The sequence below is a fragment of the Parafrankia irregularis genome (assembly GCF_001536285.1).
GTDB lineage: Bacteria > Actinomycetota > Actinomycetes > Frankiales > Frankiaceae > Parafrankia > Parafrankia irregularis.
Genome location: NZ_FAOZ01000017.1, coordinates 18,840 through 45,205, shown reverse-complemented (window position 1 = coordinate 45,205; position 26,366 = coordinate 18,840). Strand labels below are relative to the sequence as shown.

The window sequence follows — 26,366 nt, the reverse complement described above, 5'->3', positions numbered from 1 at the left end:
AGACCTCAATGCACTGGGGCGCAGTACTTTCAGGCCATCGCGCCGGACCGTCGCAGCAGACGCAGGACCTGGGACTGCTGGTGCGGCAGCAGTGCGGGTTCGGCCGCGTCCAGGGCACGCCGCAGCAGGCCGTCAGCTCCCTCGTCGTCGCCGCGTGCGCGGATGACCTCGGCCGCGTGCCACAGTACCGGGCCGCTGTCCGGTGCCTCGCGCAGCGCCACAGAGGACTCGTTCGCGGCCTCGGCCACCTGCCCCCGCCGAGCCAGGGCCACCGCCCGGGCCGCGCGCATCGACGGCTGGGCCACGACCTGCGCCGCCGACCGGGCTAGACGCTCGAAGTCCTGCATCGCGGCGGCGTCGTCACCCAGCTCCACCCGCAGGCGCGCCCGCCCGGCCAGCGCGGCCCCGGAGTCCGGCGCGAACGTCAGGACGGCCGAGAAGATGGCCGCCGCCGCCCACGGCTGGCCTGTGCGCCACAGCGCGTGCGCCAGCGCGGCCTGCACCTCGGCGTCACCCGGCAGCCGTTCGCTGGCGGCCTGGAGGTCCTCGATCGCCCGGGTGGTCTGGCCGGACTCGAGCAGCACCCGGCCCAGGGCGGCGAGCATCCGCCCGGAGGACTCGGTGTCCGACAGCGACTCGTAGATCTCCGCGGCCTCCCGGTAGCAGGCCTCGGCGTCCTGCCAGCGCCCCTGCATCTCGCACATCTGCGCGCGCAGCGTCTGCGCGCCGGCCCGGGTGAGGGAGCGCCCCGGGTCACGGCGCAGGGCCTCCTCCACGTGGGTGCGGGCCGTCGGCAGGTCGTGGTCCGCGAAGCTCACCTGGGCCGCGCGAAGATGGTCGTCCGCATTCGCCTCGGCGGCGGTTCCGCTGACGGCCCATTCGGGGAAGCCACGCTGGAGCGGCTCGATGAGCCGGTCGTCGAAGAGCTCGAAACGACGCGAGCCCGACCGGTGCTCGCAGCGCAGGACGTAGCGTGCCGTCAGCGACTCCAACACGGCGGTCGGCAGACCAGCCGTGGTGGTGAGCCCCTCATCCGCGACACCGCGTCGACCGCGTTCGGTCACGAACGTACGGGTGAGCCAGGCCCGCAGCTCACCCTCGTCGAGATCGTGCTCGCGTGCCACCGTGACCAGCACCAGGGTCAGGTACTCGGCCAGCACCGCGGTGACGTTCCCGGCCGGGCCGAGACGGGACGTGATGACGGCATCCGCGCCGGGACGGGCCCGCCACATCGCGGTTGCCACCAGCTGCAGGAACACCGGCTGGATGGCGTTCGCCACCAGCAGCGACTCGGCGCCGGTCGCGTCGACGAACCGGCTGGTGGCGAGGTCGTCGACACAGGCCTCGGCCGCGCCGGAGGCGAAGTGCGTACCCGTCGCACGCAACGGCTCGACGAGCGCGGCCTGGGCGGAGCGTGGCTCCAGCGCGGCGACGGGCACCTCGGCGACCGACGGGGTGGCGGGGCCGCCGCCGGAGCCGGCCAGCAGAAGCCGCAGGTAGGGCTCGAGCGTGGCACGGTGATCGGAACGGACCACCAGCAGGATACGCAGCGTCGGCAGCGCGGCTGCCGCCTGCGCGAGCAGGTCGAAACACTGCGTCCGTAGCTGGTCCAGTTGGGCCAGCTGGGCCGATCGGGCTGCGAAAAACTCCTCGACCTGGTCGATCGCCACCAGGATTGGCCGGGTCGAGCTGTGCGGCCGGCGCCGGGCGGGGTGGTCACGGATCGCGTCGAGCAGCGTCGGCGTGTCGGTTGGGGAGGACCAGCACCGCAGGAGGGCCTGAACGAACGGATTGCCGGCACCGAAGGACGCCTGGGAGCCAGCCGGCTCATGCTCCTCCTCGGAGGACTGCCCGGTCGGCCCCGAGGGCCGTGCCACCGGCAGGACGTCGGCGTCCGTCGACGGTGCGCTCGGCAGCACGCCCGCCCGCAGCAGCGAGGTCTTGCCCACACCGGTCAGCCCGTGCGCGACCACCACACGACAGCGCAACCACTCGGCCAGCAGCGCGTGGGCGGCGGCATCCCGGCCGAAGAACAGCTCGGAGTCCTCCTCGGTGAACGGGCGGAGGCCGACGTACGGGCTGGTCGCCTCGGCCTCGATCACCGTTCTGCTCCGCCCAGGGCCGGGCGCGTCGAGAGCGGACACGTCCGCACCGGGGGGGCCGAGATGTCGAGTAGTGATTTGGTGTCCCTGGTTGGGAGTTCGTCGAAAATTACTGGACGGTATGCCTTCAACGGAACCGGAAGCCTTTCGGCGTTGACGCGACCGGGCCCGAGAATCGTATCCGCCGGCCATGGCCCCACCTCCGGTGGCACACGGTTCTGGACCGCCCAAGATTTTCCGTCAGATTTTACGGCCAATGCGGGCCGACCGCGGCAAAGTAACAGGATTTTTGCGAGACCGGTGCTCTTCGTGTGGCCGCCCTCGCGGGCGGAGGGTGGTGGGGCACTGGCGATGGCTCCGTGGGCATGCCTGCCCGTGCGGGCCACGGTCTGTGCCGGGGCGCACTGCCCGGCCGTCAGGCGCGGTGCGTGGTGCGAGGTGCGAGGTGCGAGGTGCGCGAGAGTGGTATCCACGGTGTCCGTGGCGCGACGCGCGGGCGGGGTGGGTGCCGACTCCACGGTCGAAATCGCGAAACTGCAGGTCACGAGTTATGGGCGGGTTGGTTGGCGGATGTGTCGGCGGGCCGGTCGCGGAACCTGCTTCAGAAAACGCCGACAATACAGGGGCATCCCGGTGCAGGTTCGCGGCGCCCTCACGAGAGTGGGTGCCACAACTCGTGCCACAATCCGGACTTGTGTCGTCCTCGCTCGCCCGAGTCCGCGCGAGTGGCTAACGTGCAATGGCAAGTGTGTCGACGCGAGTGTTACGATCAGTGGAACGGTATGATTACGCGGCGCGCCGGCGACGCGTGCACTCCGCGCCGTCGGACGCTGCACTACCGTCGGTTGGTCCGTGCCGTCGCGCCGATGTCCGTACTTGACGAGCGGCGGGGGTTGTTATCGTGGCTTCGGTGGTGGAGTTCGATCCGGTGAGCGGCCCGGGTCGGGGGGTTCCGACGATCTGGGGTGGAGTGCCCCAACGGAACAAGAACTTCACCGGGCGGGAAAGCCAACTGACCGAACTGCGTCGTCGGATCGCCTCCGACGAGGGCGAGGTCACGGCGGTCCTCCCGCATGCCCTGCAGGGGCTGGGCGGTGTCGGGAAGACGCACCTCGCCATCGAGTACGCGTACCGCTATCAGGCGCATTATGACCTGATCTGGTGGATTCCCGCGGACCAGCCGGTCCTGGTCCGATCCACGCTGGCGTCACTGGCGCCGCGGCTGGGCCTGTCGGAGGGCGGCCTGCTGCGGATCGACGACTCGGTGGCCGCCGTCCTCGAGGCGCTGCGCCGTGGGACGCCCTACCGTCGCTGGTTGTTGATCTTCGACAACGCCGACCAGCCTGAGCTGATTCGCGGCCTGATGCCGCACGGGCCGGGCCATGTCCTGGTCACCTCGCGCAACCGTCGGTGGCAGAGCATCGTCGACACGATCGAGGTGGATGTCTTCGACCGGCGGGAGAGCCTGGAGTTCCTGCACCGCCGCGTGCCGGGTATCGCCGAGGTCGACGCCAACAGCCTGGCCGAGGCGTTGGGGGACCTTCCGCTGGCGCTTGAGCAGGCCGGAGCGCTGCAGTTCGAAACTGGTATGGACGTGCGTGAGTACCTTCAGCTGCTGAAGGACGCCTCCAGCAAGCTACTCGCCGAAAACCCGCCCGCCGACTACTCCCGGCCGGTGGCAGCCGCGTGGAGTCTTTCCGTGGCGCAGCTGCGGGAGCAGGCTCCATTTGCGCTCGAGCTGCTCCGTCGATGTGCATTCTTCGGCCCAGAGCCGATCTCCCTGGAAATGTTGGACCGCGGAAAGTACACCCTGGACTCGGATTTCGGTCTGTCCATGCAGGACCGGCTGATGGTGAGCCGCGCGATGCGGGAGCTCGGCCGCTACGCGCTCGCCCGGATCGACAACAGCCGCAAGACGGTGCAGGTACACCGGCTGGTCCAGATGCTCATTCGGGACGAGCTGCTGCCCGAGGAACAGGAACGGATGCGGGACGAGGTCCACGCCCTGCTCGTCGCCGCGGACCCAGGGGATTCCGAGACGCAGAACCGGGCCGGCTTCGAGAACCTTCTCCCGCACATCGTGCCGTCCGGTGTGTACGCGTCCACAGCGGTCCGGGCACGTCAGCTCATCGAACACCTCATCGGCTATCTGTACAACGCCGGTGACCTCACGACGGCGTTGAGCGAGGCGGACCGCGCACTGGACCGTTGGCGGGCGGATTCCGGCGATCGTGACCCGGACGTTCTCGTCCTCCAGGGAATCAAGGCGAACGTCCTCTGGGCCCTGGGCAGGTACCGGGAGGCCTATGAGCTCCGGCGCGGCACCCTCGACGCGATCACGGAGGTCCTCGGTGCGGACCACGAGGAAACCCTCATCATTCTGAACGGCCACGGCGCGGACCTGCGGGCCCGCGGTGAATTCCGGGCCGCGCTCGAGCTGGACGAGGACGCGCTGCCCCGCCATGAGCGGGTCTTCGGACGGGACAACGCTCAGACTCATCACGTCGTGAACAATCTCGCGCTCGACTGCAGCCTCAACAGCGCTTATAAGCGGGCATTCGAGCTCGACCAGGACAACCTCACCAACCGGCGGGACATGTGGGGCGGTGACATCAATCCCTGGGTCGCCGCCTCGCTCGCCGCCGTCGCCCGCGACCAGCGGCAGGAGGGTCACTACCTGAAGGCGCGGGAGTCGGCCGAGTACGCCTACCGGGTGTTCGAGGAACTCGTGAACAGGCGGGAGCTCGCGGTCGACCATCCCTTCGTGCTCGCGCAGGCCAAGGATCTCTCGGTGGCCCGGCGCAAGGCCGGGTTCTTCCGCGAGGCGCTGGAGCTCGCCGAGCAGGTGTACGAGCGCTACACGTCGAGCCGCCAGTTCGGCAACGAGCACCCCGACGCCCTGGCCGCCGCGATCAACCTGGGGAACGCCCAGCGGGTGGCCGGCGATCCGAACGAGGCCGCGGAGCGCATCGAGAAGACCGTGAACCGGTACCGGGACATCTTCGGGGCTGACCATCCATACACCTACGGCTGCCACCTGAACCTGGCGCTAGTCCATCGCCAGCTCGGCCGGGTCGACGAGGCGGAGCGCCTGCTGAAGGACGCGCTCGCCGGGCTCGAGGGCAGGGTCGGCGCCGACCACCACTTCACCCTCACCTGCCTGGCGAACCTGGCGACCGCCAGGTCCGCGCAGGGGCTGGTGGCGGAGGCGTTGGAGATCGGTGAGAAGGCGCTCGCCCGCTTCGGTGAGCTCCTTGGCCCCGATCACCCGCATGCGCTGGTGTGCGCGACGAACGTGGCCCTGGACCTCTCCCAGACCGCCGGTCGGGAGGAGGAAGGCCGCAGGCTCGCGACGGAGACCTCGCAGCGTTATCGCCGGGTGCTCGGTCCGGACCATCCCGATGTGCAGGCAGGCGAGCGGGGCGAGCGCCTAGACTTCGACTTCGAGCCGCCGCCGCTGTAGGAGCGTCGCCGTAGGGCATCGCTGCGCTGTCAGCGGGTGGTCTGCGACATCCAGGCTGCGAGTGCGTCGGGGTCGACCTGGTCGCTGCTGAGTTCCTGTACCTGCCGGCGCAGGTGCAGGACCACCTCGGGGCGTGCGGTCAGGACGTCGGCCCCGGGCTCGCCGCTGCCGCGTCGGCAGAGGACGAGCCCGGCCCAGGCGTCGAGCCGGTCAGGCTCGCGAGCCAGCTCCTCCTTGTAGCCGTCGGCTGCGGACCTGACGTCGCCGAAGGCGAGAGCCTGGTCCGCAGCCGTCACGGAGCCGTCGAGGACATGGGGAACGCCCTGCCGAGCGGCCTCGAAACGCTTCGGGTCCGTCAGACGCAGCAGGGTGAGGGCGAGCCGCTGGTTGTACACAAGCCCGCGGTGGCCTGGAAGGGGGCGGGAGCCCGCCTCGCTCGGTGGTGCGATGTCCTTGTCCATCCAGGCCCGCGCCAGCGCGGTGATCCATGTTGGCGCCGGTTGCAGGTTCCGTAGCCGCCAGGTGATCCAGGCATCGGCCGTGGTCAGCTCCGCCAGCGCCTGGGGGCCGGTGGGGACGGCGGCCTGCCGATGCCGTGCGACGACGCTGCGCATGCCGTCGAGGAAGCGCAGGCCCAGCGGAGTCATCGCGCCTGAGAGCCGCAGCGTGCTCAGCGCCCGCCACACCTCCTCTCGCCACCGGGCGAACTCGAAATGCGCGTATTCGCCGCCGTCCTGGTGAAGCCGCCGGAAATCCCAGAACGTGGTCAGGCCGAGGTAGGCGTAGGCACCCTGAAGAAGGCCGGCGACCGGCCGCGGGTCGCTGCGCCACGGAGCGTAGTAAAGACGGTCGTGAGCGGTATCGGTCAACGCAACGAGGTCGATCAGCGCGGAGAGCTTCGTGTGTTGGAACTCGTGCACCAGGCCGGCCGCGAAGGAGACGCCGTCCTTGGGAAGGGTCAGCGCCACGGCACCGAACGCCTCCCCGGACGATGCGCTCAGCTCCGCCGCCCGCTCCGTCGAACGCAGTGGGTAGACCCAGCCCAGCCCGGCTGCCACCGCAGCGGCTGCCGAAAGATCGTAGTGGCAGAGAATGCGCCAGCCCTCGTCGAGGCGGTGCTGCCAGGTATCGATCTCCTCATCCGCGACGCCGGGTGACATCGGAAGATCCAGCAGCGTGCGCGCGGGATCCGTGTCGTCCAGCGCAAGTTCGATCTCCTGGCCCCACCTCGAACTCGACAGGGTGCGCAGTGGGAGCCATTGACGCGCCCGGTCTCCTCGCCCGAAGCTGGCAGCCGCGATCACATTCACTCGCGGGGTCGTCTGCGGGTCAGCGGCGGCGTGAACTGTCACTGCTCCGCCTTGGACCCGAGCGACGGCCCACCCTGGGTTTCCGGTCCGGATACGGCCCAGCGAAGGCACGACGAGGTCGCCACCCCGCAGGAAAACCCTGATCTCCGCGTCCAGGCCGGTCCGCAGGGCGGCCGCGACCGCGAAGGCCGCGAGCATGTTCAGATCCTCCGCGAGTGGCACAGCCGGCTTGACGGTGCCGCGGATCCGGCGCATGCAGTGCATCGCCCACAGGCCGAGCCCAGGCGTGAGCAGGAGGCTCTCGACCGGGCCGGGATCCTGACGTTGGGCGGTGGACAACACACGGAAGGCCTCGGCGAGCCCGCTGCGGGCGAAGTCGTCCGGAGCCTGCTGTGCGGCGTCCTCCAGCACCGCGCGCAGCGCGAGCAGCCGCTTGCTGAGCTGGGTTCGCCGGAGATAACGGACGAGATCAGCGTGGCCGCCACCGGAGGCCAGTTCATCGAAATCGGCCAGTGCGAGCCGATGAAAGCCCACGTTCACTTCGAGCGCCGCACCTTGTCGATATCCGGTTGGATCCGCCGGTGGATCCGGTTTATCAGAGCAAGCAGATCCGGACAGTACACGGATCGGTTCTGGAAGCCGCTGCCGGCCCGGTAACGATGGGGGTAGTACCCGCCACCGCAGACCCGATGAACCGGGCAGGCGGCACAGTCGGCACCGAGCGCCGCGGCACCGATTTGACGGGCCAGGATGCCGGGATGGTGGAACGCCTCGTCGAAGTCGTCCCGCAGGACGGTGAGCCCGGTGGCCGCTGCCCCGGGGTAGGCCGACTTGAGCGCGTCGACCTGTTCGACCGTGCCATCCGTCTCGATGACGAGAACACTCGACGGCGAAAGCCCCACGGTCTCCACCTGGCTGTCTCCACCGAGAAGAAGAACGATGATCTCCAGGAACAGGCGGATGTCGGTCTCGTCCTCGGGCGCGGAGTACCAGCGCTCGAAGAGGGCGCCGAGCCAGTCGCCGTAGGGCGTCAGTCCTTCGTCCTCATCCCGGCCGGGCGGTCGGGATGTCCAGTTCCCGTGGGGAAGGAGAAAGTCCATCGCCGGAGGTTGCCAGGCCAGCAGGTTCTCGTAGACCGTGACCGGATCACTGTGCAGGTCAACCACGCACAGCAGGCCTGACAGCAGCGGCCGGAACCGTTCGGAGGTGAGCAGGCGCAGACCTGCCTCGACGCTGGCGTGGCTCCCACCGCCGTCGTGACGGACCCGCCGCCGGTCATTGTCTGCCGGGCCGCCGTCCACGCTCACACCGATCTTCATCCCGACGTCCGCGCATAGCGCCAGGAAGGAAGGTGTCAGAAGTGTGCCGTTTGTCTGAACCGTGAGCTCGACGTCCGTGGTGGGGGCGACCGCGGAACGGATCTGCCGGGCCACGTGATCGAGGAAGGCGGCGCCCGCCAGCAGGGGCTCACCGCCATGGAGGATCACCTCCACCCGGGTGAGCTGGTGGCGTGCCGCGTGCGCCGCGATCCTGCCGGCCGTGGCCGCCACGACCTCCCGGCTCATCGTCACCGGCTGCCGACGCCAGCTCTGGTCCGCCAGGTGATACACGTAGCAGTAGGTGCAGGAGAGATTGCACCTGCTGTTCACCTTGAGGACGAACTGGCGAAAGGGCACCGGCTGCCATCCTCGGCCGGTCAGCCGTGTGAGCGTGAGCTCGTCGCCCGGCCATTCGCCCGCGCGCCCGCCGACACCCTGGGCGGAGGTGGTATTCAATTCGCTTGCACCATCCGGTCTGGCGAGGATCAGGCAGAGGATGTAAACCCGGCCGTGGCCGAACCCAGCCTCGTGGCCTCCCGCGCCAGCCGGTGCCGCACCTGCCGCAGGATCCTGTTCTCGTGGCCGGCCAGCTCGTCGAGGTAGCAACCTCCGACATCAGGCAGGAGCGTCTCGATCTCGGGCGACGATCGGTCCATCTGGTACCGCCTCCTCCACCTTGGATCCTCCAATCTAGTCGGTTAGGGCGGCAGGCGCCGCTACCGCGCATGAATCCGTCGTCGCCGCGCCGTACCCGCAGCTTGTGGGCTGGTGGCGATCCCATCGTTTGCTGGTTTTGTCTGCCTCTTCGCTGTATTTGCGGCCGCCGGGATCGAGCCAGCCGTTTCTTGCGAACTCCGGGGGTGCGCCAACATCCTCCGCACGTGTGCGGAGGACGTCGTAGAATCTGTTGCCACCCCCCTCGGGGCGGTTCAACTCGGCTCAGGCAGACCGATCTGGGCCTGTGTACGCAGTGCGGTGGCCCGACACCGCGGGAGAGGGGCCAATCGATGCCGGGCAAGAGCGTCGGTCGGCAGGGCGTCCTGCATGCACCCGGAGCGGCACCAATGCCCGTGCGGCCTGGTCACCCGGGCAGCCACGACGGGCCGGGAAACACTGGTGCCCGCAGGAGTGCCTGAGGAGGAGGAACCCGAGGCCTGGCCGCTTTACTTCTTCCTCAGCTATGCGCGGGCGGACGGCGGCGACGGGCCCTATCTCGAGCGGTTCCACCAGGATCTCAGGGCCGAGGTGCGCCTTCGGGTCGGGGCCTCGGACGCCAGCACGGTGGGGTTCTTCGACCGGCGTTCCATCGAGCCGGGCCAGGACTGGTCGGCGGAGCTCGGTGCGGCTCTCGCGCGATGCCGCACCTTCGTCGCGATGTGTTCTCCTACGTTCTTCGCGAGTGTGTACTGCGGCCGTGAATGGACGGTGTTCGACGGGCGCCTTCGCGCCGCGGCTGCTGGTGGGCAGGGCAGCCCCGCCGTACTGCTACCGGTCATCTGGACGCCCTTGCGTGATCCGCCCAAAGTGTTCCTCCGGTTGCAGTACGATCACCAGGAGTTGGGCACGACGTACGCGCAGAGGGGTCTTCGGTACCTTCTGCAGCTGGATCGCAACCATGACATGTACCAGGAGTTCCTGGTGGCGCTGGCTACCCGAATCGTCCGGCTCGCCCACGAGTCACCGTTACCCCCGCATCCGGAAGTCATCGACTTCGACCAGGTTCCCAACATGTTCCAGGTCCGGCCTCTGGCGGGCGACGGCGGGGAACCTTCCGGGGCCTCGAAGGAGATTGGGCCATCGGGGTCGCCGGGATCCGCTGAGCCGCAGCAGCCTCCAGTCGATCCGGAGCCGAAGCGGGAGCTGACGCCGGATCCGCACCAGGAGCCGCACCGGCACCGGCACCGGCAGCCGCAACCGCGTCCGGAGACGCAGGGGGGTGGCCCCAGCCGCGTGACCTTCGTTCTGGCCTCCACCTCGCGCGACGAGATCGCCGTGCTGCGGGAGCACCTGGACTTCTATGGAAGTGATTTCGACGAATGGACGCCCTACCGCCCGCTGCACGACGACCGGGTGTGTGTGCTGGCTCAGATGGTCGCCGCGCGGCAGGGGATGACCTCGGCAGTGACCCGGTTGGACGACGGTGTGGCGGATCTGCTGGAGCGCTCCACGGCCCGCAACGAGATCGTGATTCTACTGGTCGACATGTGGGCGGCCAAGCTTGACGAATTCCGCCTTGCGCTGACCCAATACGACCGGCGCAACGAGCCGACGTCGGGCGTGCTGGTTCCCTTTAATCCCGACGATCTCGAGACGCATGAGAACCTTCAGCACCTGAAGGAGACGCTGGCGAGCGCGCTTCGGAACAACGTGATGCGGCGGGACAGGTTGTTTCGCGAGGAGATTCGTTCCCGGGAGGAGTTCGATCGGGCCCTGATCCAGATCATCGTCGACTCCCAGGCGCGGATCTTCGAGCACAGGCGGATCTTCAGAGCGCCGAAGACCGCGCGTGGCCTACCGCGTCTGGCCGGGCCGTGATGAGGGTGTCCGAAGAGGGGGTCTCCGAAGAACAGGTGCCCGCGGAGGCGTCCGGTACGGTCGTCACCTTCTACTCGTACAAGGGGGGTACGGGGCGCTCCATGGCTCTTGCCAACACCGCCTGGCTGTTGGCAAGCAACGGATCCCGCGTCCTCGTCGTGGACTGGGATCTCGAAGCACCTGGGCTGCACCGCTACTTCCATCCGTTTCTGCATGATCCCGATCTTCGTTCCACCCGCGGAGTCATGGACATGATCTGGGATTTCGCGATCGCGGTGATGTCACCGCAGGGCCCGGGAGAGGAGGAATGGTTCGCGAGGTCCACCGAGGTCATGCAGTATGCGGTGTCGCTGACCTGGCCCTTCGCCTCGGGCGGAACCATCGACTTCGTCTGTTCGGGCCGCCACGATGCCGCCTACGCGCAGCGGGTCAACACCTTCGACTGGAACACCTTCTACGAGCAGCAGGGAGGGGGTGATTTCATTGACGCGCTGCGGGCCGACATGCGCTCGTCCTACGACTGGATTCTCATCGACAGCAGGACGGGTCTGAGTGACACCGCGGGAATCTGCACGGTGCAGCTACCCGACGTCGTGGTGAACTGTTTCACCCTGAGTAGCCAGAGCATCGATGGTGCCGTATCGGTCGCGCGTTCCATCGACGCGCAGGGGGACGGCCGGACCATCCGCCTGCTCCCAGTTCTCATGCGGGCGGACGACGGTGAGCAACGCCGGCTGGAGCTGGGGCGTGACGTGGCGCGGGCCGCGTTCAACTCCTTTCTCCGGGATATGGACGACCTGGAGAAGGAACGGTACTGGGGCGACGTGGAAGTTCCATACAAGCCGTATTACGCCTATGAGGAGATACTGGCCGTCTTCGGTGACCGGCCCCGTCAGGAGGGCACCCTGCTCGCCGCCTACGAGCGGCTGACCTCGCATCTCACCCGCGGGGTGGTGAGCGAACTGCCCCCGCAGGACGAGCTGCGGCGACGCGAGACTCTGGAGGTCTTCGAGCGGGCCCGGGTGACGATTCCCACCGAGGTCGTGCTCAGTTACTCGTCCGCCGACCGTCCGTGGGCGGACTGGGCCGCTGCCGAGCTGGAGGAGGCGGGCTTCCGCGTCATCGCGGATCCGATCGACTCGACTACCAAGGTCACCGGCGGCCCGCTGGAGGGGGCGGTCGGGCGCCGCCGCCTGGTGGCGATCTTCTCCCGGACCTACCTGCAGCTGCCCGCGGCGCTCGAGCGGTGGCGGCGCATGGTCGTGCTCGATCCCGACGGTGCACAACGCCTGCTCGTTCCGGTGCGGGTTGAGGAGATCCGGCTGTCGCCGGAGATCGCGGGCCGGGATGTGGCTGACCTCGTCGGCCTCGACGGCGCACGCGCGCGCCGAGCACTTGCGGCGGCTGCGGGCAAGCCGTCGCAACCGGCGCCGGCGACCATCCTGACGTCCAGGTTCGGGGAGGAGGTCCGCTTTCCCGGGGCGCCGCCGCGCGTCTGGGAGGGAGTGCCGGTGCGTAACCCGGCCTTTGTCGGCCGCGAGGAACTGCTCGCGAGCCTGCGTGACAGTTTCCTCGGTCTGGACGGGCCGCCGGTGCACTGCCAGGTGCTGCAGGGGCTCGGTGGAGTCGGAAAGACCCAGCTGGCGGCCGAGTACGTCTTCCGGTTCGGTGCCAGCTACGACCTCGTCTACTGGTTCGGGTGTGACCAGATGGCGCTCGTCCGCACTGGGCTGAACCGCCTGGCCGTCGATCTGGGCCTGACCACCCGGAACGGTCGGGAGGGCGGCGCGGATGTCGTTGACGCGCTTCGCCGCGGAGTGCCCTACCGGCGGTGGCTGTTGGTCTTCGACAACGCCGAGGTCCCCGGCGAGATCCTTCCGCTGATTCCGCCCGGGCCCGGCCATGTGATCGTCACCTCGCGCAGCCGCGACTGGGGCCAGCAGTCTCTGCTGGAGATAGACCTGTTCAGCCGTCGGGAAAGCATCGGCCTGCTGCTGCTGCGTGCTCCCGGGCTGACGGAGGAGACCGCGACTCGGCTCGCCGAAGCGCTGGGAGACCTGCCGTTGGCTCTTGATCACGCTGGGGCGTGGCATTCCAGGACCGGCATGCCGGCTGAGCGGTACCTGCAGCTCCTTGAGGACAGCCCTGGGCCGTTGCTGTTGGACGAGGAGGCTCCTGTCTATCCGCCGCGGGTTTTCCGCACCTGGTTGCTGTCGATGCAGCGCCTGCGTGACCGGGCACCCGCGGCGGCGCGGCTGGCACAGCTCTGCGCCTTCTTCGGCCCCGAACCGATCAGCCTCGATCTTTTCGCAAGCGTCGGGCTTGCGGTTCTGGCGGATGCCGACGACCAGCGCTTCCGTGACGACATCATGCTGGGGGAGGCCGTCCGGCAGCTGGTTGACCACGCGCTTGCGAGGCTCGATCCGCAGCGGCGGACCCTGGTGATGCACCGCCTCGTCCAGACGGTCATCCGGGAGGATCTCGCATCCGAGCAACGAACGCTGACTCGTGCACGGGTACATGCGCTCCTCGGCGCAGCGGATCCGGGTAACGCCGACGACCCGGCCAACTGGCCGCGTTATGACCAGATCAGGCCGCATCTGGAGCCCTCGGGTCTGATCTCGTCCCGGGACGAGACCGCGGCCCGAGTGGTCCGCAACCAGGTCCGCTATCTCTACATGCAGCGCGACCACGGCGGTTGCCGTGATCTGGCGCAGCGGACTCTGGAGGTCTGGCGAGGCCAGTTCGGTGCGGACGACGCGCGGACGCTGGAGCTCTGCCTGGACCTGGCGGACAGCTACCGCGCGCTCGGCGAGGCCGAGCAGGCCCACGAACTGGACCGGCGGGCGCGCGACAGCCTGGACCGTCGCTTCGGCCCGAGCGACCCGCTGGCACTGCGTGCTGCCATGGCGCTGGGCGGCGACCTGCGCGGAACAGGTAACTACCAGGAAGCCCGCGAACTCGACGAGGCCACGTATCACCGCTATCACCAGATCTCGGGCCTCGACAGCAGGGAGAAGATCAAGTCGGCGAACAACCTTGCCGTCTCCCTGCGTTTCGTGGGCGATTTCAAACATGCGCTTGTGACGGGGAAGGAGGCCTACGACAGACAGCGCAGGATGTACGGCGACGACGACATCCTGACGCTGCAGTATGCAGACAGCTATGCCCGTGATCTGCGGGAGCTCGGCCGGTACCGGGAATCAGCCGAGTTGCTGGAACAAACCTTGGGGAACAGCCGCCGCGTCCTTGGCGAAGACCATCCGGATACGCTGCGAACCATGGCCAACCACGCGGTCTCGCTGCGCTGGGTGGGGCAGCTCGGGCGTTCCCTGAGCCTCGCAGGGGAAGCTTTCGGGAAACTTCGTCAGTATGTCGGGGAAAACCAGCCGATCACTCTGGCGTCCGCGGTGGGTCTGGTGAACTCCCGATGCCTCGCGGGAGCGGCTCCGCAGGCCCGTGAGCTGGCGTCGGACACCGTTCGGCGCGCGGACGACAGGCTCGGGGTGCGCGACCTGTCCGCTCTCGCGGCTGCCAACGGCCTCATCATCGCGACCCGGTTGTGTGGGGAGCCACGCTCCGCGCTCGACCTGGCGAACCAGACGAGGCAACGGATTCGCGAATCACTGGCGGAGAACCATCCATTCGCGGTCGCATGCTCGGTGAATCTGGCGAACTGCCTGTTCGACCTTGGCCAGTTCGCCGCGGCGCGACAGATCGACGAGGAAGCGGTGCGGCAGCTCGGTGCCCGGCTGGGCGATGAGGCCCCGGCAGCCCTGCTGGTGTCCATCAATCTCGCTGCGGATCATCAGGCGCTGGGTGACGAGGCCGGTGCCCGCGCGCTGCGCTCGACGGTCCTCGCCGAACTCGCGACGAACTTCGAGGAAGACGACTCTCTGCTGGCAAGCCTGCGATCGAACGGTCGTGCCGACCTCTGCATCGACCCGCCGCCGCCCTGACGGCCCTGGGAGCCTGCCCGGCATCGCAGCACCGCCCGACAGCCGCACCCGCCCGACGGCTTCACACACCCGCCCGACGGCTTCACGCGCTCGACGCGAAGCCGGCTACTGCGCCGTCCGGGTTCAGCGCCGCGGTGCGGAGCCGGCTCAACCCGCGGGCCAGGATGGCGTTGCCGACGGCGTCGCCCGGGGCGGCCTCCAGGGACGCGAGATCGAGATCGGTGAGGTCCGGCAACGTCGACTCGATCTCGAACGCTGCGTCGCCCATGGCCTGCTCGCTTCCATCCGTCCCGGCTTGGTGTGACAGGTGTCCGCGCCGGGACCGTGGTGCCCCCGCACGTCATGTGCAGCCTACGGCCGCCCTCCGGTCGGCCCGTCGCCTGCCCGTTGATTCACCCACGGCGGCCTGGTGTCGCGGGCCGGCGGGTGGCCGCGAATGCCGGTGCTCACGGGTCGCGGCGATGGATCAGCGCGGTGGTGTGTGTGACGGCGGTGGGCGGGTAGGCGCAGGGAGCGGTGCGATCCGCGGTTCCTGGCGGTCTGCTCCGCGGCTCGGTCCGCTCCGAGGCTGGTGACGGGCTGCGGGGCGACTGATCGACTGCGGGACGACAACGTGGAGCCGAGTCGGGCGGGCGGCGAATCGACCCGATCAATGCAGATGTCAGCAGAATGAGGAGTGCGTGGTGACAACACAGAAGCGTCGTCCTACGACCACCGACGCGGGGATACCTGTCGCCAGCGACGAGCATTCGCTGAGCGTAGGGGCGGACGGTCCGCTGCTGCTCCAGGATCATTATCTGATTGAGCAGATGGCGAACTTCAACCGGGAGCGCATTCCGGAGCGTCAGCCACATGCGAAGGGAGGTGGGGCGTTCGGGGTGTTCGACGTCACGAAGGACGTCAGTGCCTTCACCCGGGCGGCGGTTTTCCAGCCCGGGACGAAGACGGACGTGCTGATCCGGTTCTCCACGGTGGCGGGGGAACGGGGCAGCCCGGACACCTGGCGTGACCCCCGTGGGTTCGCGGTGAAGTTCTACACCTCGGAAGGAAACCTGGACATCGTCGGGAACAACACGCCGGTGTTCTTCGTCCGGGATCCGATGAAGTTCCAGCACTTCATCCGGTCGCAGAAGCGCCGCCTGGACAACAACCTGCGCGACCATGACATGCAGTGGGATTTCTGGACCCTTTCGCCGGAGTCCGCCCACCAGGTGACCTGGCTGATGGGTGACCGCGGCATCCCGCGGACCTGGCGGCACATGAACGGCTACTCCAGCCACACCTACATGTGGATCAACGCGGCGGGTGAGCGGTTCTGGGTGAAGTACCACTTCAAGACCGATCAGGGGATCGACTTCCTCGTCCAGGAGGACGCCGACAGGCTGGCCGCGGCCGACGCCGACTACCATCAGCGTGACCTGTACGAGCACATCCGGGACGGGGATTTCCCGAGCTGGACCCTCAAGATGCAGATCATGCCGTTCGACGAGGCGAAGTCCTATCGGTTCAACCCGTTCGACCTGACCAAGGTGTGGCCGCACAAGGACTACCCGCTGCGGGAGGTCGGCCGCCTCACGCTGAACCGCAACGTCACCGACTACCACGCCGAGATGGAACAGGCCGCGTTCGAGCCGAACAATCTTGTCGCCGGTACCGGCCTGTCGCCGGACAAGATGCTGCTGGCCCGCGGGTTCAGCTATGCCGACGCCCATCGCGCCCGGCTCGGAGTGAACTACAAGCAGATTCCGGTGAACACGCCGAAGGTACCCGTCCACAGCTATGCCAAGGACGGGGCGATGCGTATCCAGAACGCCTCCGACCCGGTCTACGCACCGAACTCCTACGGCGGCCCGGTGGCCCAGCCGGAGCTGACCGACGACGGTGGCCACTGGTTCGCCGACGGCGAGATGGTCCGCACCGCCTACACCCTGCGCCGTGACGACGACGACTGGGGCCAGGCCGGCACCATGGTCCGGGAGGTTCTCGACGACGCGGCCCGGACGCGGCTCGTCGACAACATCGTCGGCCACCTCCTCGACGGTGTCAGCGAGCCGGTGCTGGTGCGCGCGTTCGAGTACTGGCGCAACGTCGACAGGACTCTCGGTAATCGGGTCGAGGAGGGCGTGCGCGCGAAGCAGAAGGCCGTGAAGCGGCCGAGCCCAGCGCCTTCGGGCGCACAGGCGTAGGACATCCGGAAATCCGCCAGGCCCGGGGCCCTGTGCGTTTCCGCCCTGACGGGGGATTCTCACCCGGTCCCGGTCCCGGGCGCGGCCTTCGCGGATGATTAGCCCACTACTCAGAATGCACTGTTACTCAGAACGCGCCGCCGCTCGCGGCGATGGACTGGCCGGTGACCCAGCGGCCGCCGGGGGAGGCGAGGAAGGCCACGATCTCGGCGATGTCGTCGGGCGTGCCGAGCCGGCCCAGCGGTACCTCGGAGGCGATTCGCTCCAGCATGGCCGCGGGAGTATTTGCGAGCAGCGCGTCGGTACGAGTCCCGCCGGGGAGCACGCTGTTCACGGTGATCTGCCGCGGCCCGAGCTCCTTCGCCAGGACCCGTACCAGGTGCTCTACCGCGGCTTTGCTCGCGCCGTAGACGCCGGTGCCGGTTCGATGCGTGAGCGTGACCCCGGAGGAGATCACGACGACCCGGCCGTTGTCGCGCAACCGGTTGGCCGCCTCCCGCAGGAGGAAGAATGTGGCTCGGGTGTTGAGGGCGAAGGTCTCCTCGAAATCGTCGTCCGTCGTGGCCGCGATGGGCGCGAACCGGGCCACTCCGGCGTTGCTGACCACGGTGTCCAGCCGGCCGAACCGCTGCTCGGCGCTCTCGAACAGCGCGCATGCCTGCGCCTGGTCGGTGACATCGCCGCGCATCGCCACGGCGACACCGCCGGCGCGGCTGATGGCCTCGACCGTCTCGGTGGCCGCGTCACCGTTCAGGTGGTAGTTGACGACGACGGCACTGCCGGCCGCGGCGAGGCGCTCGGCGATCGCCCGCCCGATTCCCCGCGAGCCGCCGGTTACGAGCGCCACCCTGCGTTCCGATTCCATCGCCTGCTCCAGCGCTTATGGTGAGTACATCGATAGTCGAGATCCTCGACTAAAATAGTAGAGGATCTGGACCATCTGTCGCGTACCCTCGCCGCATGACATCTGTCGGGCGGCCGGATGGCCTCGCCGCCAGCCTGCTTGAGCTGCATCGGGAGATGCGGGTGATCCTCGGATCCGTCGCCCGCGGTGCCGGGCTCACCGTCCAACAGGTCGAGATGCTGTGCCTGCTCCAGCGGCGTGAGCCTTCGTTCGGTGAGCTCGCCGAGCTGCTCGGCTGCGACAAGACCAACATCACCGGCATGGCGGACAGGCTGGTCCGGCGCGGCCTCGTCATCCGGCAGGCCGACTCCGAGGACCGGCGTGTCACCCGTCTGCGGCTCACCGACGATGGCCGGGCCTACGGGCTCAAGCTTCGTGCCGCAGTCACCGATGCGGTCGGCGAGCGGTGGAGCGCCGTGCCGGCCCCGGCTCGTGACGCGCTGGTCGGGCTGCTCGTCGCCCCTGGCGGCCCGCTGTCCGGTGGCCAGGCGAATCGGTCGGGATAGTCGGGGCCGCGCGCCACGATCTGATCCACATCATCTCCGCCCGCGGTAACTATGTGTCGCATGGTGAATGGTGCGGTTTCTTCATTTCTTCTATCGAGATTGACGAAAATGGGCGACCGTGCCTACGGTTGGCCAACAGCCGTCGCCCGCGGACGTGAGCGATCCGCCGCCGCCCCCGACGGGGAGGAGAACCGCGTGCCCGCAACGTGTCGCCTCGCGAGCCGGAACGATGCCATGTACCCGGAACCCACTTCGGAGCGGCCGGGCGGGCTCGCGTCGCTGGCCTTCCTGACCCCGGGGAACTACCCGGACGGCGACCCGTACTCCGGTCTCGAAGCGACCCTGCAACTGTTCGAGCTCGGGGAGCGCCTCGGTTTCGACGGTGCCTGGATCCGCCAGCGGCACCTGGAACACGGCGTGTCGTCGGCCGCGGCGTTTCTCGCCGCGGCGACCCAGCGCACCGCACGGATCGAGCTGGGCACGGCGGTCATTCCGATCGGCTACGAGAGCCCGTTTCGGCTTGCGGAGGACCTCGCGACCGTTGACGTGCTGTCCCGCGGCCGGCTGCAGCCCGGGTTCAGCGCCGGGACTCCGCCGCACGCCGAGCTGCTGGGCGATCTGGTCTTCGACGGCGACTGGCGAAGCCACGACCTGTCGTACGGCCGGATCAGCCGGCTCGTCGAGGTGCTGCGCGGCGCCTTTCTCGGCGACGAGGACACGGTCATCCACTCGCCGGGCAACGTGCAGCGGCCACGCCAGCAGCCGCACGCCGCAGGGCTGGCTGACCGGGTGTGGTACGGCGGTGGGAGTCTGCGGTCGGCCCGGTGGGCGGGTGAGCACGGTCTGAACCTGCTGACGGGAAATGTCATCGACGGGTTCGTCGCGGGCGGCGAGGGCACCGACGACTTCGTCGCCGCGCAGCTCGCGCTGCTGGACGCCTACCGGAAGGCGGCTGGCCCCGGCGGCCCGGCCAGGATCGCGCTGGGCCGCGTCATCGTCCCGACCGACAGCGCTGACGGGGCGACCCGTGCGCGCTACCGCGCCTACGCCGCGAGCCGTCACGAGCGCACACTGCGTGCCCACGGTCCGCGCCGGACGTTGTTCGCTCCCGATCTCATCGGCCCCGCCGAGGAGATCGTCGCCCGGTTGCAGTCCGACGCGGCGGTGGCGGGCGTACGCGAGCTGCGCGTCGAGCTGCCGTATGAGTTCGACCGAGCCGAATACGAGCAGATCCTGCACGATGTCGTCCACCTCGTCGCGCCGGCGCTCGGCTGGCAGCCCGCCACGGTGCGCACCACGTGCCCGGCGCCCGACCCCCGGCGCCCGACCCCCGGCACCCGGCCGGCTAGCCCGGCCGGCTAGGCGTTGCGCGTCGGTGTCACCTCCCAGCCGGGCAGCAGCGTGGACGGATCCGTGAAGGTGGTGAAATCGGTCGTCGCGCGGAAGGCGGGGAGCTGGTAGAGGGCGCGGGCGTAGGACCACAGCTGCGGGAAATCCGACAGCGGTGGCAGGACCGCCGGATCGCCGGCGCGTCCCCGGTAGCGCACCAGGGACACCCACAGCCGCACATCGGCCTCTGTCAGCTGCCCGCCGGCCAGGTAGTCGGTGTCGGCGAGCCGGTCCTCGAGCCGTGCGAAAGCGCTGAGCAGCGTGGCGCGGATGGCTGTGTCCCTGGCCGCCCGGTGCACGCCGTGGTTCACCTGCGGGCCGATCCAGGAGTCGAGCTCGGCGATCTCGGCGCGCAGGTGCTCGGGGTAGGTGTCGGCGCCGTTCGACCAGGCGCCGAACTGGGTCGCGAGGTCGAGCCCGAGCGTGACGAAGTCGTTCGAGACGACCCGGCCGGTCTGCCGGTCCCACAGGGTGGGCACGGAGACGTGACCGTCGAAACCCGGCTCGGTCGCCTCGTAGGCGTCGCGTAGCAGGGTGAACCCGTTCACCGGGTCCGGGCCGTAGGTCTCCCGGAACGCCCAGCCTCGGGCGTCGCGGGTGCCGTCGACGTAGGAGACGCTGATGACGTCCTCGAGGCCGTGCAGGGCACGCTGCAGGAGGACCCGGTGCGCCCAGGGGCAGAACCAGCCGGAGTAGAGGTGGTAGCGGCCGGGTTCGGCCCGGTAGCCGCTGGAGCCGTCCGCGGTGATCCGTCCGGTGAACCGGTAGAGCGGGCGGGGGTCGGTGGGGTCGCGCCTGATCGCGTACTCGCCGTGGGCCGCCACGTCGGTGGGCGTGGCGAACGCCGGCCCGGTGGGCTGGGTGGTGTTCGTGGGCTGGGTGGTGTCCGTGGGCTGGGGCATGAGGGTCCTCTTCCTCCTCCGGTCCGGCTTCTGCGGGCAGTGCGTGGCGGATGGGCGGTCGGTCGGGTGGGCGGTCGGGTGGGCGGTCAGTAGTGGATCGGGCCGGGGGTGCCTCCGCCGGCAGCGATCGACTCTCCCGTGATGGCCGCGGCGACCGGCGAGACCAGGAATGTGACGACGGCCGCCACCTCGTCGGCCGTCACGATGCGGCCGATGGCGACGCGGTCACCGAAGGTGGCGTACTGCTCCTCGTCCAGGGAGATCGTGCCGCCGTGCTGGTCCGTCCTGGTGAACCCGGGGTGCACGGCGTTGACGGTGATGCCACGCGGCCCGAGCTCGTCGGCGAGCGTCTTCGTCAGCGCGACGATGCCGGCGTTGCGGATCGAGCCGCCGACGATGCCGACCTGGCGGGCGGCGAGGCCACCGATGTTGACGATCCGGCCCCAGCCCTGCTCCGCCAGGTGGGGGATGACCTCCTGCGCGGCGCGCAGGTAGCCGAGCACCTTGACGTTGAAGTCGTCGGCGGCGTCCGCGGTGGCCAGCGCCCGGACGTCGCCCGGGGTGCCCGACCCACCGACCCGGGCGGCGTTGTTCACCAGGATGTCGACCCCGCCGAGCTCGCTGACGGTGCGTGCGACCAGCTCCCGCACGGATTCGTCGCTGCCGGTGTCGGCGACGACCGGCACCACGACGCCACCGGCAGCGCCGGCCGCGAGCTCGGCGGCGGTCACCTTGAGCCGCTCCTCGTCGCGTGCGGCGATCACCACCTGGACACCCTCGGCGACCAGCGCGGCCGCGATGGCACGCCCGATCCCGCGGCTCCCGCCAGTCACGATCGCGCGGCGTCCGTCAAGTCCCAGATCCATTATCCGCTCACCTTCGATAGATGTACTCGGCGCGCGGCCGCGCCCACGATGACGAAGAAAGAGCAGCGCGAAACAGCTGTGGTTCGCGGTGGACTCCGCATTAAGCCTTTTCCTTCGTCGACTCGGACCTGTGGCATCCCCGACCGTGCGTTGTGCGGCGTGCGGCAGAAAAGGCTCACTGGCGCGGGAGAAACGGCGGGAGACGCGTTCGCTTCGCCGCGGGCCGGCCGGGTCGGTGCGGTTGCCCCAGCTGTCGGTGCCCCGGTTACCGAGGTCAGCTACCGACGCCGGCTGCCATGGCAGCCGGCGTCCGGTCTCAGGTCGGCCCCGCGCCCATGGGCGGTGGAACCACCATCGGCACTGGTCCCGGGCCTGGCGGCCAGCGGTCGGCGGCCGCGGCAGGGGGCGGTGGTCGGTCTCATGGCGCCAGCATAGTTCATTATCTCGATCGATCTAGTATTAATATGCCTTCGCCGTCATCGCGGGGGCCGAAGCCTCGGGCGGCCCGGCTGGGAGCGCCGTCGCCACGAGGCGGCTGGTCACGATTGAGAAACATTTCAGCAGCATTTTTCCGGAGAATTGCCGGATCGGTTGACGCAGGTTGTTTCGCGGTGCGACGCTCGCAGCCGGACCCGCCGAGAAAACCCGCGCCAGGGAGGTCCGTGAATTCGGTGTGGCCCGGTCGCGTGATGGTGCCGTCCGTGGTGCACGCCCGCTTCGGCCGACATTCGATTCCGGTTGCCTGTGCCACCGGCGATGCCACGCCCGGCGGCCGGCGCGGCGGCCGCCGGGCGCCCGAGGAGAGCGACCCGCCATGGCACTGCACCTGCACTGGTTCCTACCGACGAGAGGCGATGACCGGGGCATCGTCAGTTCGAACGGCGAGGCGGACTTCGCCGCGGACGGCGTGCACAACCCGGGGTTCCGCCCGCCGACGATCGAGTACCTCGGCCAGATCGCCCGCGCCGCCGAACAGCTCGGCTACGAGGCCGTGCTCACGCCGACCGGGCTGTGGTGCGAGGACGCCTGGATCGTCACCGCCGCGCTCACCCAGGTCACCAGCCGGCTGCGATTCCTCGTCGCGTTCCGGCCGGGGCTGATCTCCCCGACGCTCGCCGCGCACCAGGCGGCCACCTTCCAGCGGGTCTCCGGTGGCCGGCTGCTGCTCAACATCGTCACCGGCGGCGACTCGGCCGAGCAGCGCCGCCTCGGCGACCACCTCGACCACGACCAGCGTTACGCCCGGACGGACGAGTTCCTCACGGTGCTGCGCGGTGTCGCGGGCGCGAACCCGGCGTTCAGCTTCACCGGCGAGCACTACGACATCCAGGAGGCGACCGTGGACGTCGCGCCCTGGGGACGACCGCCGATCTTCTTCGGCGGAGCCAGCCCCGCCGCGGAGCAGGTCGCGGCCCGGCGGGCCGACGTCTACCTGGCCTGGGGCGAGACCCCGGCGCAGATCACCGAGCGGCTCGACCGGATGCGCTCGCTGGCCGCGGCGGCGGGCCGGGCGGACGAGCTGCGCTTCGGCATCCGCTTCCATGTGATCAGCCGGGACACCGCCGCGCAGGCGTGGGCGGAGGCCGACCGGCTGCTCGCCGGCCTCGACGACGCGCGGATCGCCGCGCACCAGGCCGTCTTCGCCGCGAGCGAGTCGGTCGGCCAGCGCCGGATGGCCGCCCTGCACGGCGGCGACCGCACGAGCCTGGAGGTGTATCCGAACATCTGGGCCGGCTACGGGCTTGTGCGCGGCGGGGCGGGCACGGCGATCGTTGGCAGCCACGAGCAGGTGGCCGAGCGGATCGAGGAATACCACGCGCTCGGCCTCGACCACTTCATCCTCTCCGGCCAGCCGCACCTGGAGGAGGCCTACCAGATGGCCGAAGGAGCGGCGGAGCTGCTGCGCGCGCGTGGCCTGCTGGCGGCACCCCACGATCCGGCTGGCGGTGTCCCCGGCGGCGTGCCCGGCGGCGAACCGCTGGCGGGAGCGGTCCGGTGACCGTCGGGGAGCGGCCGACCGTGGGGCAGCGGCCGACACCGGGGGAGCGGCCGCGGCGGCTCACGTTCGGGGCGCTGCTGCACGGGTCCGGCGGCCACATCGCGGGCTGGCGCCATCCGTCGTCGCCGCCGGGCGGGCAGCTGGACCTCGGCCACCACATCCGGGTCGCCCGCATCCTGGAGCGCGGCACCTTCGACGCACTGTTCCTCGCGGACGTCGTCGCGATCTGGGGCCACGACCTGGACTCGTTGCGCCGCACCGCCCGGGCCGAGCACTTCGAGCCGCTCACCCTGCTCGCCGCGCTGTCGACGGTGACGGAACGGATCGGCCTCGTCGCGACCGCGACGACCACCTACAACGAGCCCTTCCACGTGGCCCGCAAGTTCGCCTCGCTCGACCACATCAGCGGAGGCCGGGCCGGCTGGAACGTGGTGACCTCGGTCGTCCCGCTGGAGGCGGGCAACTTCGGTCGGGACACCCACCTCGACCACCCGCTGCGCTACCGGCGGGCCGAGGAGTTCGTCGGTGTGGTCCGCGCGCTGTGGGACAGCTTCGCCGACGGCTCGGTGGTCCGCGACCGCGCCGGCGGCCGCTACTACGACCCCGCCGGACTGAGCCCGCCGCATCATGCCGGGGAGCACTTCACCGTGCGCGGGCCGCTGAACATCTCGCGGCCACCGCAGGGACATCCGGTGATCTTCCAGGCCGGCTCGTCGGAGACGGGCCGGGACTTCGCCGCCCGCCACGGCGAGGTGATCTTCACGGCGCAGGTGACGCTGGCGGGCGCCCAGGCGTTCTACGCCGACGTGAAGGCCCGCGCGGCGGCGCACGGCCGCGACCCCGACAGGTTGCTGGTGTGGCCCGTGCTCGCGCCCTACGTCGCGAGCACCGAGGCCGAGGCCCGGGCCCGGCTCGACGAGCTGCAGGAGCTGGTACACGACGACGTCGCACGCCGGCTGGTCCAGGACAACATCGGTGACGTCGACCTGTCGCCATACCCGTTGGACGGGCCCGTCCCGGACGTCGGTGTCACCAACCGCAGCCGGAGCCGGCAGGACCTGCTGCTGGACCTCGCGCGGCGGGAGCGGCTGACGATCCGGCAGCTCGCGCTGCGCTTCGCCGCCGTCTCCTCGGTGGTGGGGACCCCGGAGGCGGTCGCCGACCACATCGAGCGCTGGTTCCGGGCCAGAGCCGCCGACGGCTTCAACATCAGCTTCCCCAACCTGCCCGGGCCCGCGGAGGACTTCGTCGACCAGGTCGTTCCCGAGCTGCGCCGCCGCGGCCTGTTCCGCACCGAATACGAGCAGACCACGCTGCGCGGGCACCTGGGCCTGGGACGTCCCACCAGCCGACCGGCGTCCGTCCCGGCCGAGGCGACAACACGATGACCGCGCAGCCGGGGCCCGCGCGTCGCCGTGAGCTGCACCTGAACGCCTTCCTCAAACCGCCTGGGGAGTTCCTCGCCGCCTGGCGGCACCCGAACGCCGCCGCGGACGCGGGCGTCAACATCCGCCACGTGATCGAGCTGGCCCGCACCGCCGAACGGGCCCGGTTCGACGCCGTCTTCTTCGCGGACCTCGTCGGGGTGCCCTTCGCCGACCAGGAGGTGCTGAGCCGGGTCTCCGTCGTCAACGACTCCTTCGAGCCGACGACGCTCATCGCCGCCCTGGCCACGGCGACCAGCCGGATCGGGCTGATCGCGACCGCCTCCACCACCTACAACGAGCCCTACCACCTGGCCCGGACGTTCGCGTCCCTCGACCACATCAGCGGCGGCCGGGCCGGCTGGAACCTGGTGACATCCCTCAGCGACGCCGAGGCGCGCAACTTCGGCCTCGACCGGCACGTCGACCACGAGCTGCGGTACGAGCGCGCCGCCGAGTTCTTCGCCGTCGTGACCGGGCTGTGGGACAGCTTCGACGACGACGCGTTCCACCACGACCAGATGTCGGGCATCTACTTCGACGAGACGAAGCTGCACCGGCTCGACCACCGCGGAAAGCACTTCGCGGTCACCGGGCCGCTCAACATCGCGCGCCCGCCGCAGGGCCGGCCGGTGATCGTGCAGGCCGGTTCCTCGGACCGCGGCCGGGCACTGGCCGCCTCGGTGGCGGATGTCGTGTTCACCCAGCATGCCGACCTGGCTGGCGCGCAGGCGTTCTACGCCGACCTCAAGGCCACCGCGCGGGCGGCCGGCCGCGATCCGGACCACGTCGTCGTGCTGCCGGGCCTCTCCACGATCGTGGGCCGTACCCTCGATGAGGCGGAGGACAGGTTCGACCGGCTGACATCCCTGCTGGACCCGCGGGTCGCGCTGGCGGATCTCGCCTACTGGCTGGGCGGCGTCGACCTGGCGGCCCACCCGCTCGATGGGCCGCTGCCGGACCTGCCGCCCTCGAACCAGAGCCAGTCGGCCCAGCGGGCCATCGTCGAACGCGCCCGGGCCGGCGGCCTCACCATCCGCCAGCTCGCCCAGCAACGTGCCCGCGACGTCAGGACCGTGGTGGGGACGCCGGAAACGATCGCCGACCACATCCAGGAATGGTTCGAGGGCCGTGGCGCCGACGGCTTCAACGTTATCTTCCCCTACCTGCCGGACACGCTCGACGACTTCGCCACCCTGGTGATCCCCGAGCTGCGCCGCCGCGGCCTGTTCCGCACCGAGTACACCGGGCGCACCCTGCGCGACAACCTCGGCCTACCCCGCCCCCCGAGCCGCTGGGCGCTGCCCTGAACCGCTACATCCGCCGCGGCCACTACGAATTCGGGATCGACATCCACCCGCATCTGAGGCTGGCCGCCGCGACACCGAACTCGCAACCGCAGCCAAACCGACAGCGGCCCCGACCCGCCGGCATGCCCTGCCCTCGGCGAACGCAACAGCGCCCTTGCAACTGATCCTTGTCCGTCAGGTCGTTGGAGTAGC

The 26,366-nt window shown here is 69.7% G+C and carries 17 protein-coding genes; 9 read left to right on the top strand and 8 right to left on the bottom strand.

Annotated elements, in window-relative coordinates; all coding sequences use genetic code 11:
• Positions 1-29 precede the first annotated feature (29 nt).
• The gene (locus AWX74_RS23060) at positions 30-2,102 is read right to left on the bottom strand and encodes a tetratricopeptide repeat protein (RefSeq protein ID WP_091280720.1); all 2,073 of its coding nucleotides are present in this window, start codon (positions 2,100-2,102) and stop codon (positions 30-32) included.
• Between the two features lie 901 nt (positions 2,103-3,003).
• Between AWX74_RS23060 and fxsT (AWX74_RS23055) the strand changes: the two genes are divergently transcribed.
• The gene (fxsT, locus tag AWX74_RS23055; protein ID WP_091280717.1) at positions 3,004-5,565 is read left to right on the top strand and encodes an FxSxx-COOH system tetratricopeptide repeat protein; all 2,562 of its coding nucleotides are present in this window, start codon (positions 3,004-3,006) and stop codon (positions 5,563-5,565) included.
• A gap of 29 nt (positions 5,566-5,594) precedes the next feature.
• Here the strand turns inward: fxsT (AWX74_RS23055) and AWX74_RS23050 are convergent, their stop codons facing one another.
• From AWX74_RS23050 to fxsA, 3 genes are read right to left on the bottom strand one after another with little or no spacing between them, the layout of a single operon-like run.
• On the bottom strand, positions 5,595-7,415 hold the full coding sequence (locus tag AWX74_RS23050; protein ID WP_091280714.1) for an HEXXH motif domain-containing protein: 1,821 nt from the start codon (positions 7,413-7,415) through the stop codon (positions 5,595-5,597).
• On the bottom strand, positions 7,412-8,650 hold the full coding sequence (locus AWX74_RS23045) for an FxsB family cyclophane-forming radical SAM/SPASM peptide maturase (protein WP_091280710.1): 1,239 nt from the start codon (positions 8,648-8,650) through the stop codon (positions 7,412-7,414). The genes AWX74_RS23050 and AWX74_RS23045 overlap by 4 nt, the downstream gene beginning before the upstream one ends.
• A gap of 29 nt (positions 8,651-8,679) precedes the next feature.
• A complete protein-coding gene (gene fxsA / locus AWX74_RS23040) occupies positions 8,680-8,850 on the bottom strand; it encodes an FxSxx-COOH cyclophane-containing RiPP peptide (protein WP_063793230.1) in 171 nt (56 codons plus the stop codon).
• 460 nt (positions 8,851-9,310) lie between these two features.
• Here fxsA and AWX74_RS23035 point away from each other — a divergent pair, with 460 nt between their 5' ends.
• On the top strand, positions 9,311-10,729 hold the full coding sequence (locus tag AWX74_RS23035) for a TIR-like protein FxsC (RefSeq protein ID WP_091280706.1): 1,419 nt from the start codon (positions 9,311-9,313) through the stop codon (positions 10,727-10,729).
• A gap of 5 nt (positions 10,730-10,734) precedes the next feature.
• A complete protein-coding gene (gene fxsT / locus AWX74_RS23030; RefSeq protein ID WP_242666368.1) occupies positions 10,735-14,688 on the top strand; it encodes an FxSxx-COOH system tetratricopeptide repeat protein in 3,954 nt (1,317 codons plus the stop codon).
• Positions 14,689-14,770: 82 nt separating this feature from the next.
• Here the strand turns inward: fxsT (AWX74_RS23030) and AWX74_RS23025 are convergent, their stop codons facing one another.
• Complete coding sequence (locus AWX74_RS23025) at positions 14,771-14,956, bottom strand: hypothetical protein (RefSeq protein ID WP_054569401.1); 186 nt, start codon at positions 14,954-14,956, stop codon at positions 14,771-14,773.
• Positions 14,957-15,371: 415 nt separating this feature from the next.
• Here AWX74_RS23025 and AWX74_RS23020 point away from each other — a divergent pair, with 415 nt between their 5' ends.
• The gene (locus tag AWX74_RS23020) at positions 15,372-16,874 is read left to right on the top strand and encodes a catalase (protein WP_091280703.1); all 1,503 of its coding nucleotides are present in this window, start codon (positions 15,372-15,374) and stop codon (positions 16,872-16,874) included.
• 127 nt (positions 16,875-17,001) lie between these two features.
• Here AWX74_RS23020 and AWX74_RS23015 read toward each other — a convergent pair whose 3' ends face one another.
• Positions 17,002-17,721 (bottom strand): SDR family oxidoreductase, encoded by a 720-nt coding sequence (locus tag AWX74_RS23015; RefSeq protein WP_242666367.1) that lies wholly within the window; start codon positions 17,719-17,721, stop codon positions 17,002-17,004.
• Positions 17,722-17,834: 113 nt separating this feature from the next.
• Between AWX74_RS23015 and AWX74_RS23010 the strand changes: the two genes are divergently transcribed.
• Positions 17,835-18,284: a MarR family winged helix-turn-helix transcriptional regulator gene (locus AWX74_RS23010; RefSeq protein WP_091280696.1), complete on the top strand. Its 450-nt coding sequence runs from the start codon at positions 17,835-17,837 to the stop codon at positions 18,282-18,284.
• Between the two features lie 195 nt (positions 18,285-18,479).
• Entirely contained in the window at positions 18,480-19,646 is a 1,167-nt protein-coding gene (locus tag AWX74_RS23005) for an LLM class flavin-dependent oxidoreductase (RefSeq protein ID WP_242666366.1), read from the top strand.
• Here the strand turns inward: AWX74_RS23005 and AWX74_RS23000 are convergent.
• Positions 19,643-20,575: a glutathione S-transferase C-terminal domain-containing protein gene (locus AWX74_RS23000; RefSeq protein ID WP_091280692.1), complete on the bottom strand. Its 933-nt coding sequence runs from the start codon at positions 20,573-20,575 to the stop codon at positions 19,643-19,645. The two genes, AWX74_RS23005 and AWX74_RS23000, sit on opposite strands and share 4 nt — an antisense overlap.
• Before the next feature lie 86 nt (positions 20,576-20,661).
• A complete protein-coding gene (locus AWX74_RS22995) occupies positions 20,662-21,441 on the bottom strand; it encodes an SDR family NAD(P)-dependent oxidoreductase (RefSeq protein ID WP_091280689.1) in 780 nt (259 codons plus the stop codon).
• A gap of 814 nt (positions 21,442-22,255) precedes the next feature.
• Here AWX74_RS22995 and AWX74_RS22990 point away from each other — a divergent pair.
• From AWX74_RS22990 to AWX74_RS22980, 3 genes are read left to right on the top strand one after another with little or no spacing between them, the layout of a single operon-like run.
• Positions 22,256-23,440, top strand: a complete 1,185-nt coding sequence (locus AWX74_RS22990) for an LLM class flavin-dependent oxidoreductase (protein WP_091280685.1) — start codon at positions 22,256-22,258, stop codon at positions 23,438-23,440.
• Complete coding sequence (locus tag AWX74_RS22985; RefSeq protein ID WP_193209846.1) at positions 23,437-24,828, top strand: LLM class flavin-dependent oxidoreductase; 1,392 nt, start codon at positions 23,437-23,439, stop codon at positions 24,826-24,828. The genes AWX74_RS22990 and AWX74_RS22985 overlap by 4 nt, the downstream gene beginning before the upstream one ends.
• Entirely contained in the window at positions 24,825-26,174 is a 1,350-nt protein-coding gene (locus tag AWX74_RS22980; RefSeq protein WP_091280681.1) for an LLM class flavin-dependent oxidoreductase, read from the top strand. Before AWX74_RS22985 ends, AWX74_RS22980 begins: the two co-directional genes overlap by 4 nt.
• The last annotated feature ends 192 nt before the right edge of the window (positions 26,175-26,366 follow it).

Coding starts and splice junctions, on each gene's coding strand:
- fxsA (WP_063793230.1), bottom strand. CDS start 8,850: ATGGACCGATCGTCGCCCGAGATCGAGACGCTCCTGCCTGATGTCGGA.
- AWX74_RS23025 (WP_054569401.1), bottom strand. CDS start 14,956: ATGGGCGACGCAGCGTTCGAGATCGAGTCGACGTTGCCGGACCTCACC.
- AWX74_RS23010 (WP_091280696.1), top strand. CDS start 17,835: ATGACATCTGTCGGGCGGCCGGATGGCCTCGCCGCCAGCCTGCTTGAG.
- AWX74_RS23000 (WP_091280692.1), bottom strand. CDS start 20,575: ATGCCCCAGCCCACGGACACCACCCAGCCCACGAACACCACCCAGCCC.
- AWX74_RS22995 (WP_091280689.1), bottom strand. CDS start 21,441: ATGGATCTGGGACTTGACGGACGCCGCGCGATCGTGACTGGCGGGAGC.
- AWX74_RS22990 (WP_091280685.1), top strand. CDS start 22,256: ATGGCACTGCACCTGCACTGGTTCCTACCGACGAGAGGCGATGACCGG.
- AWX74_RS22980 (WP_091280681.1), top strand. CDS start 24,825: ATGACCGCGCAGCCGGGGCCCGCGCGTCGCCGTGAGCTGCACCTGAAC.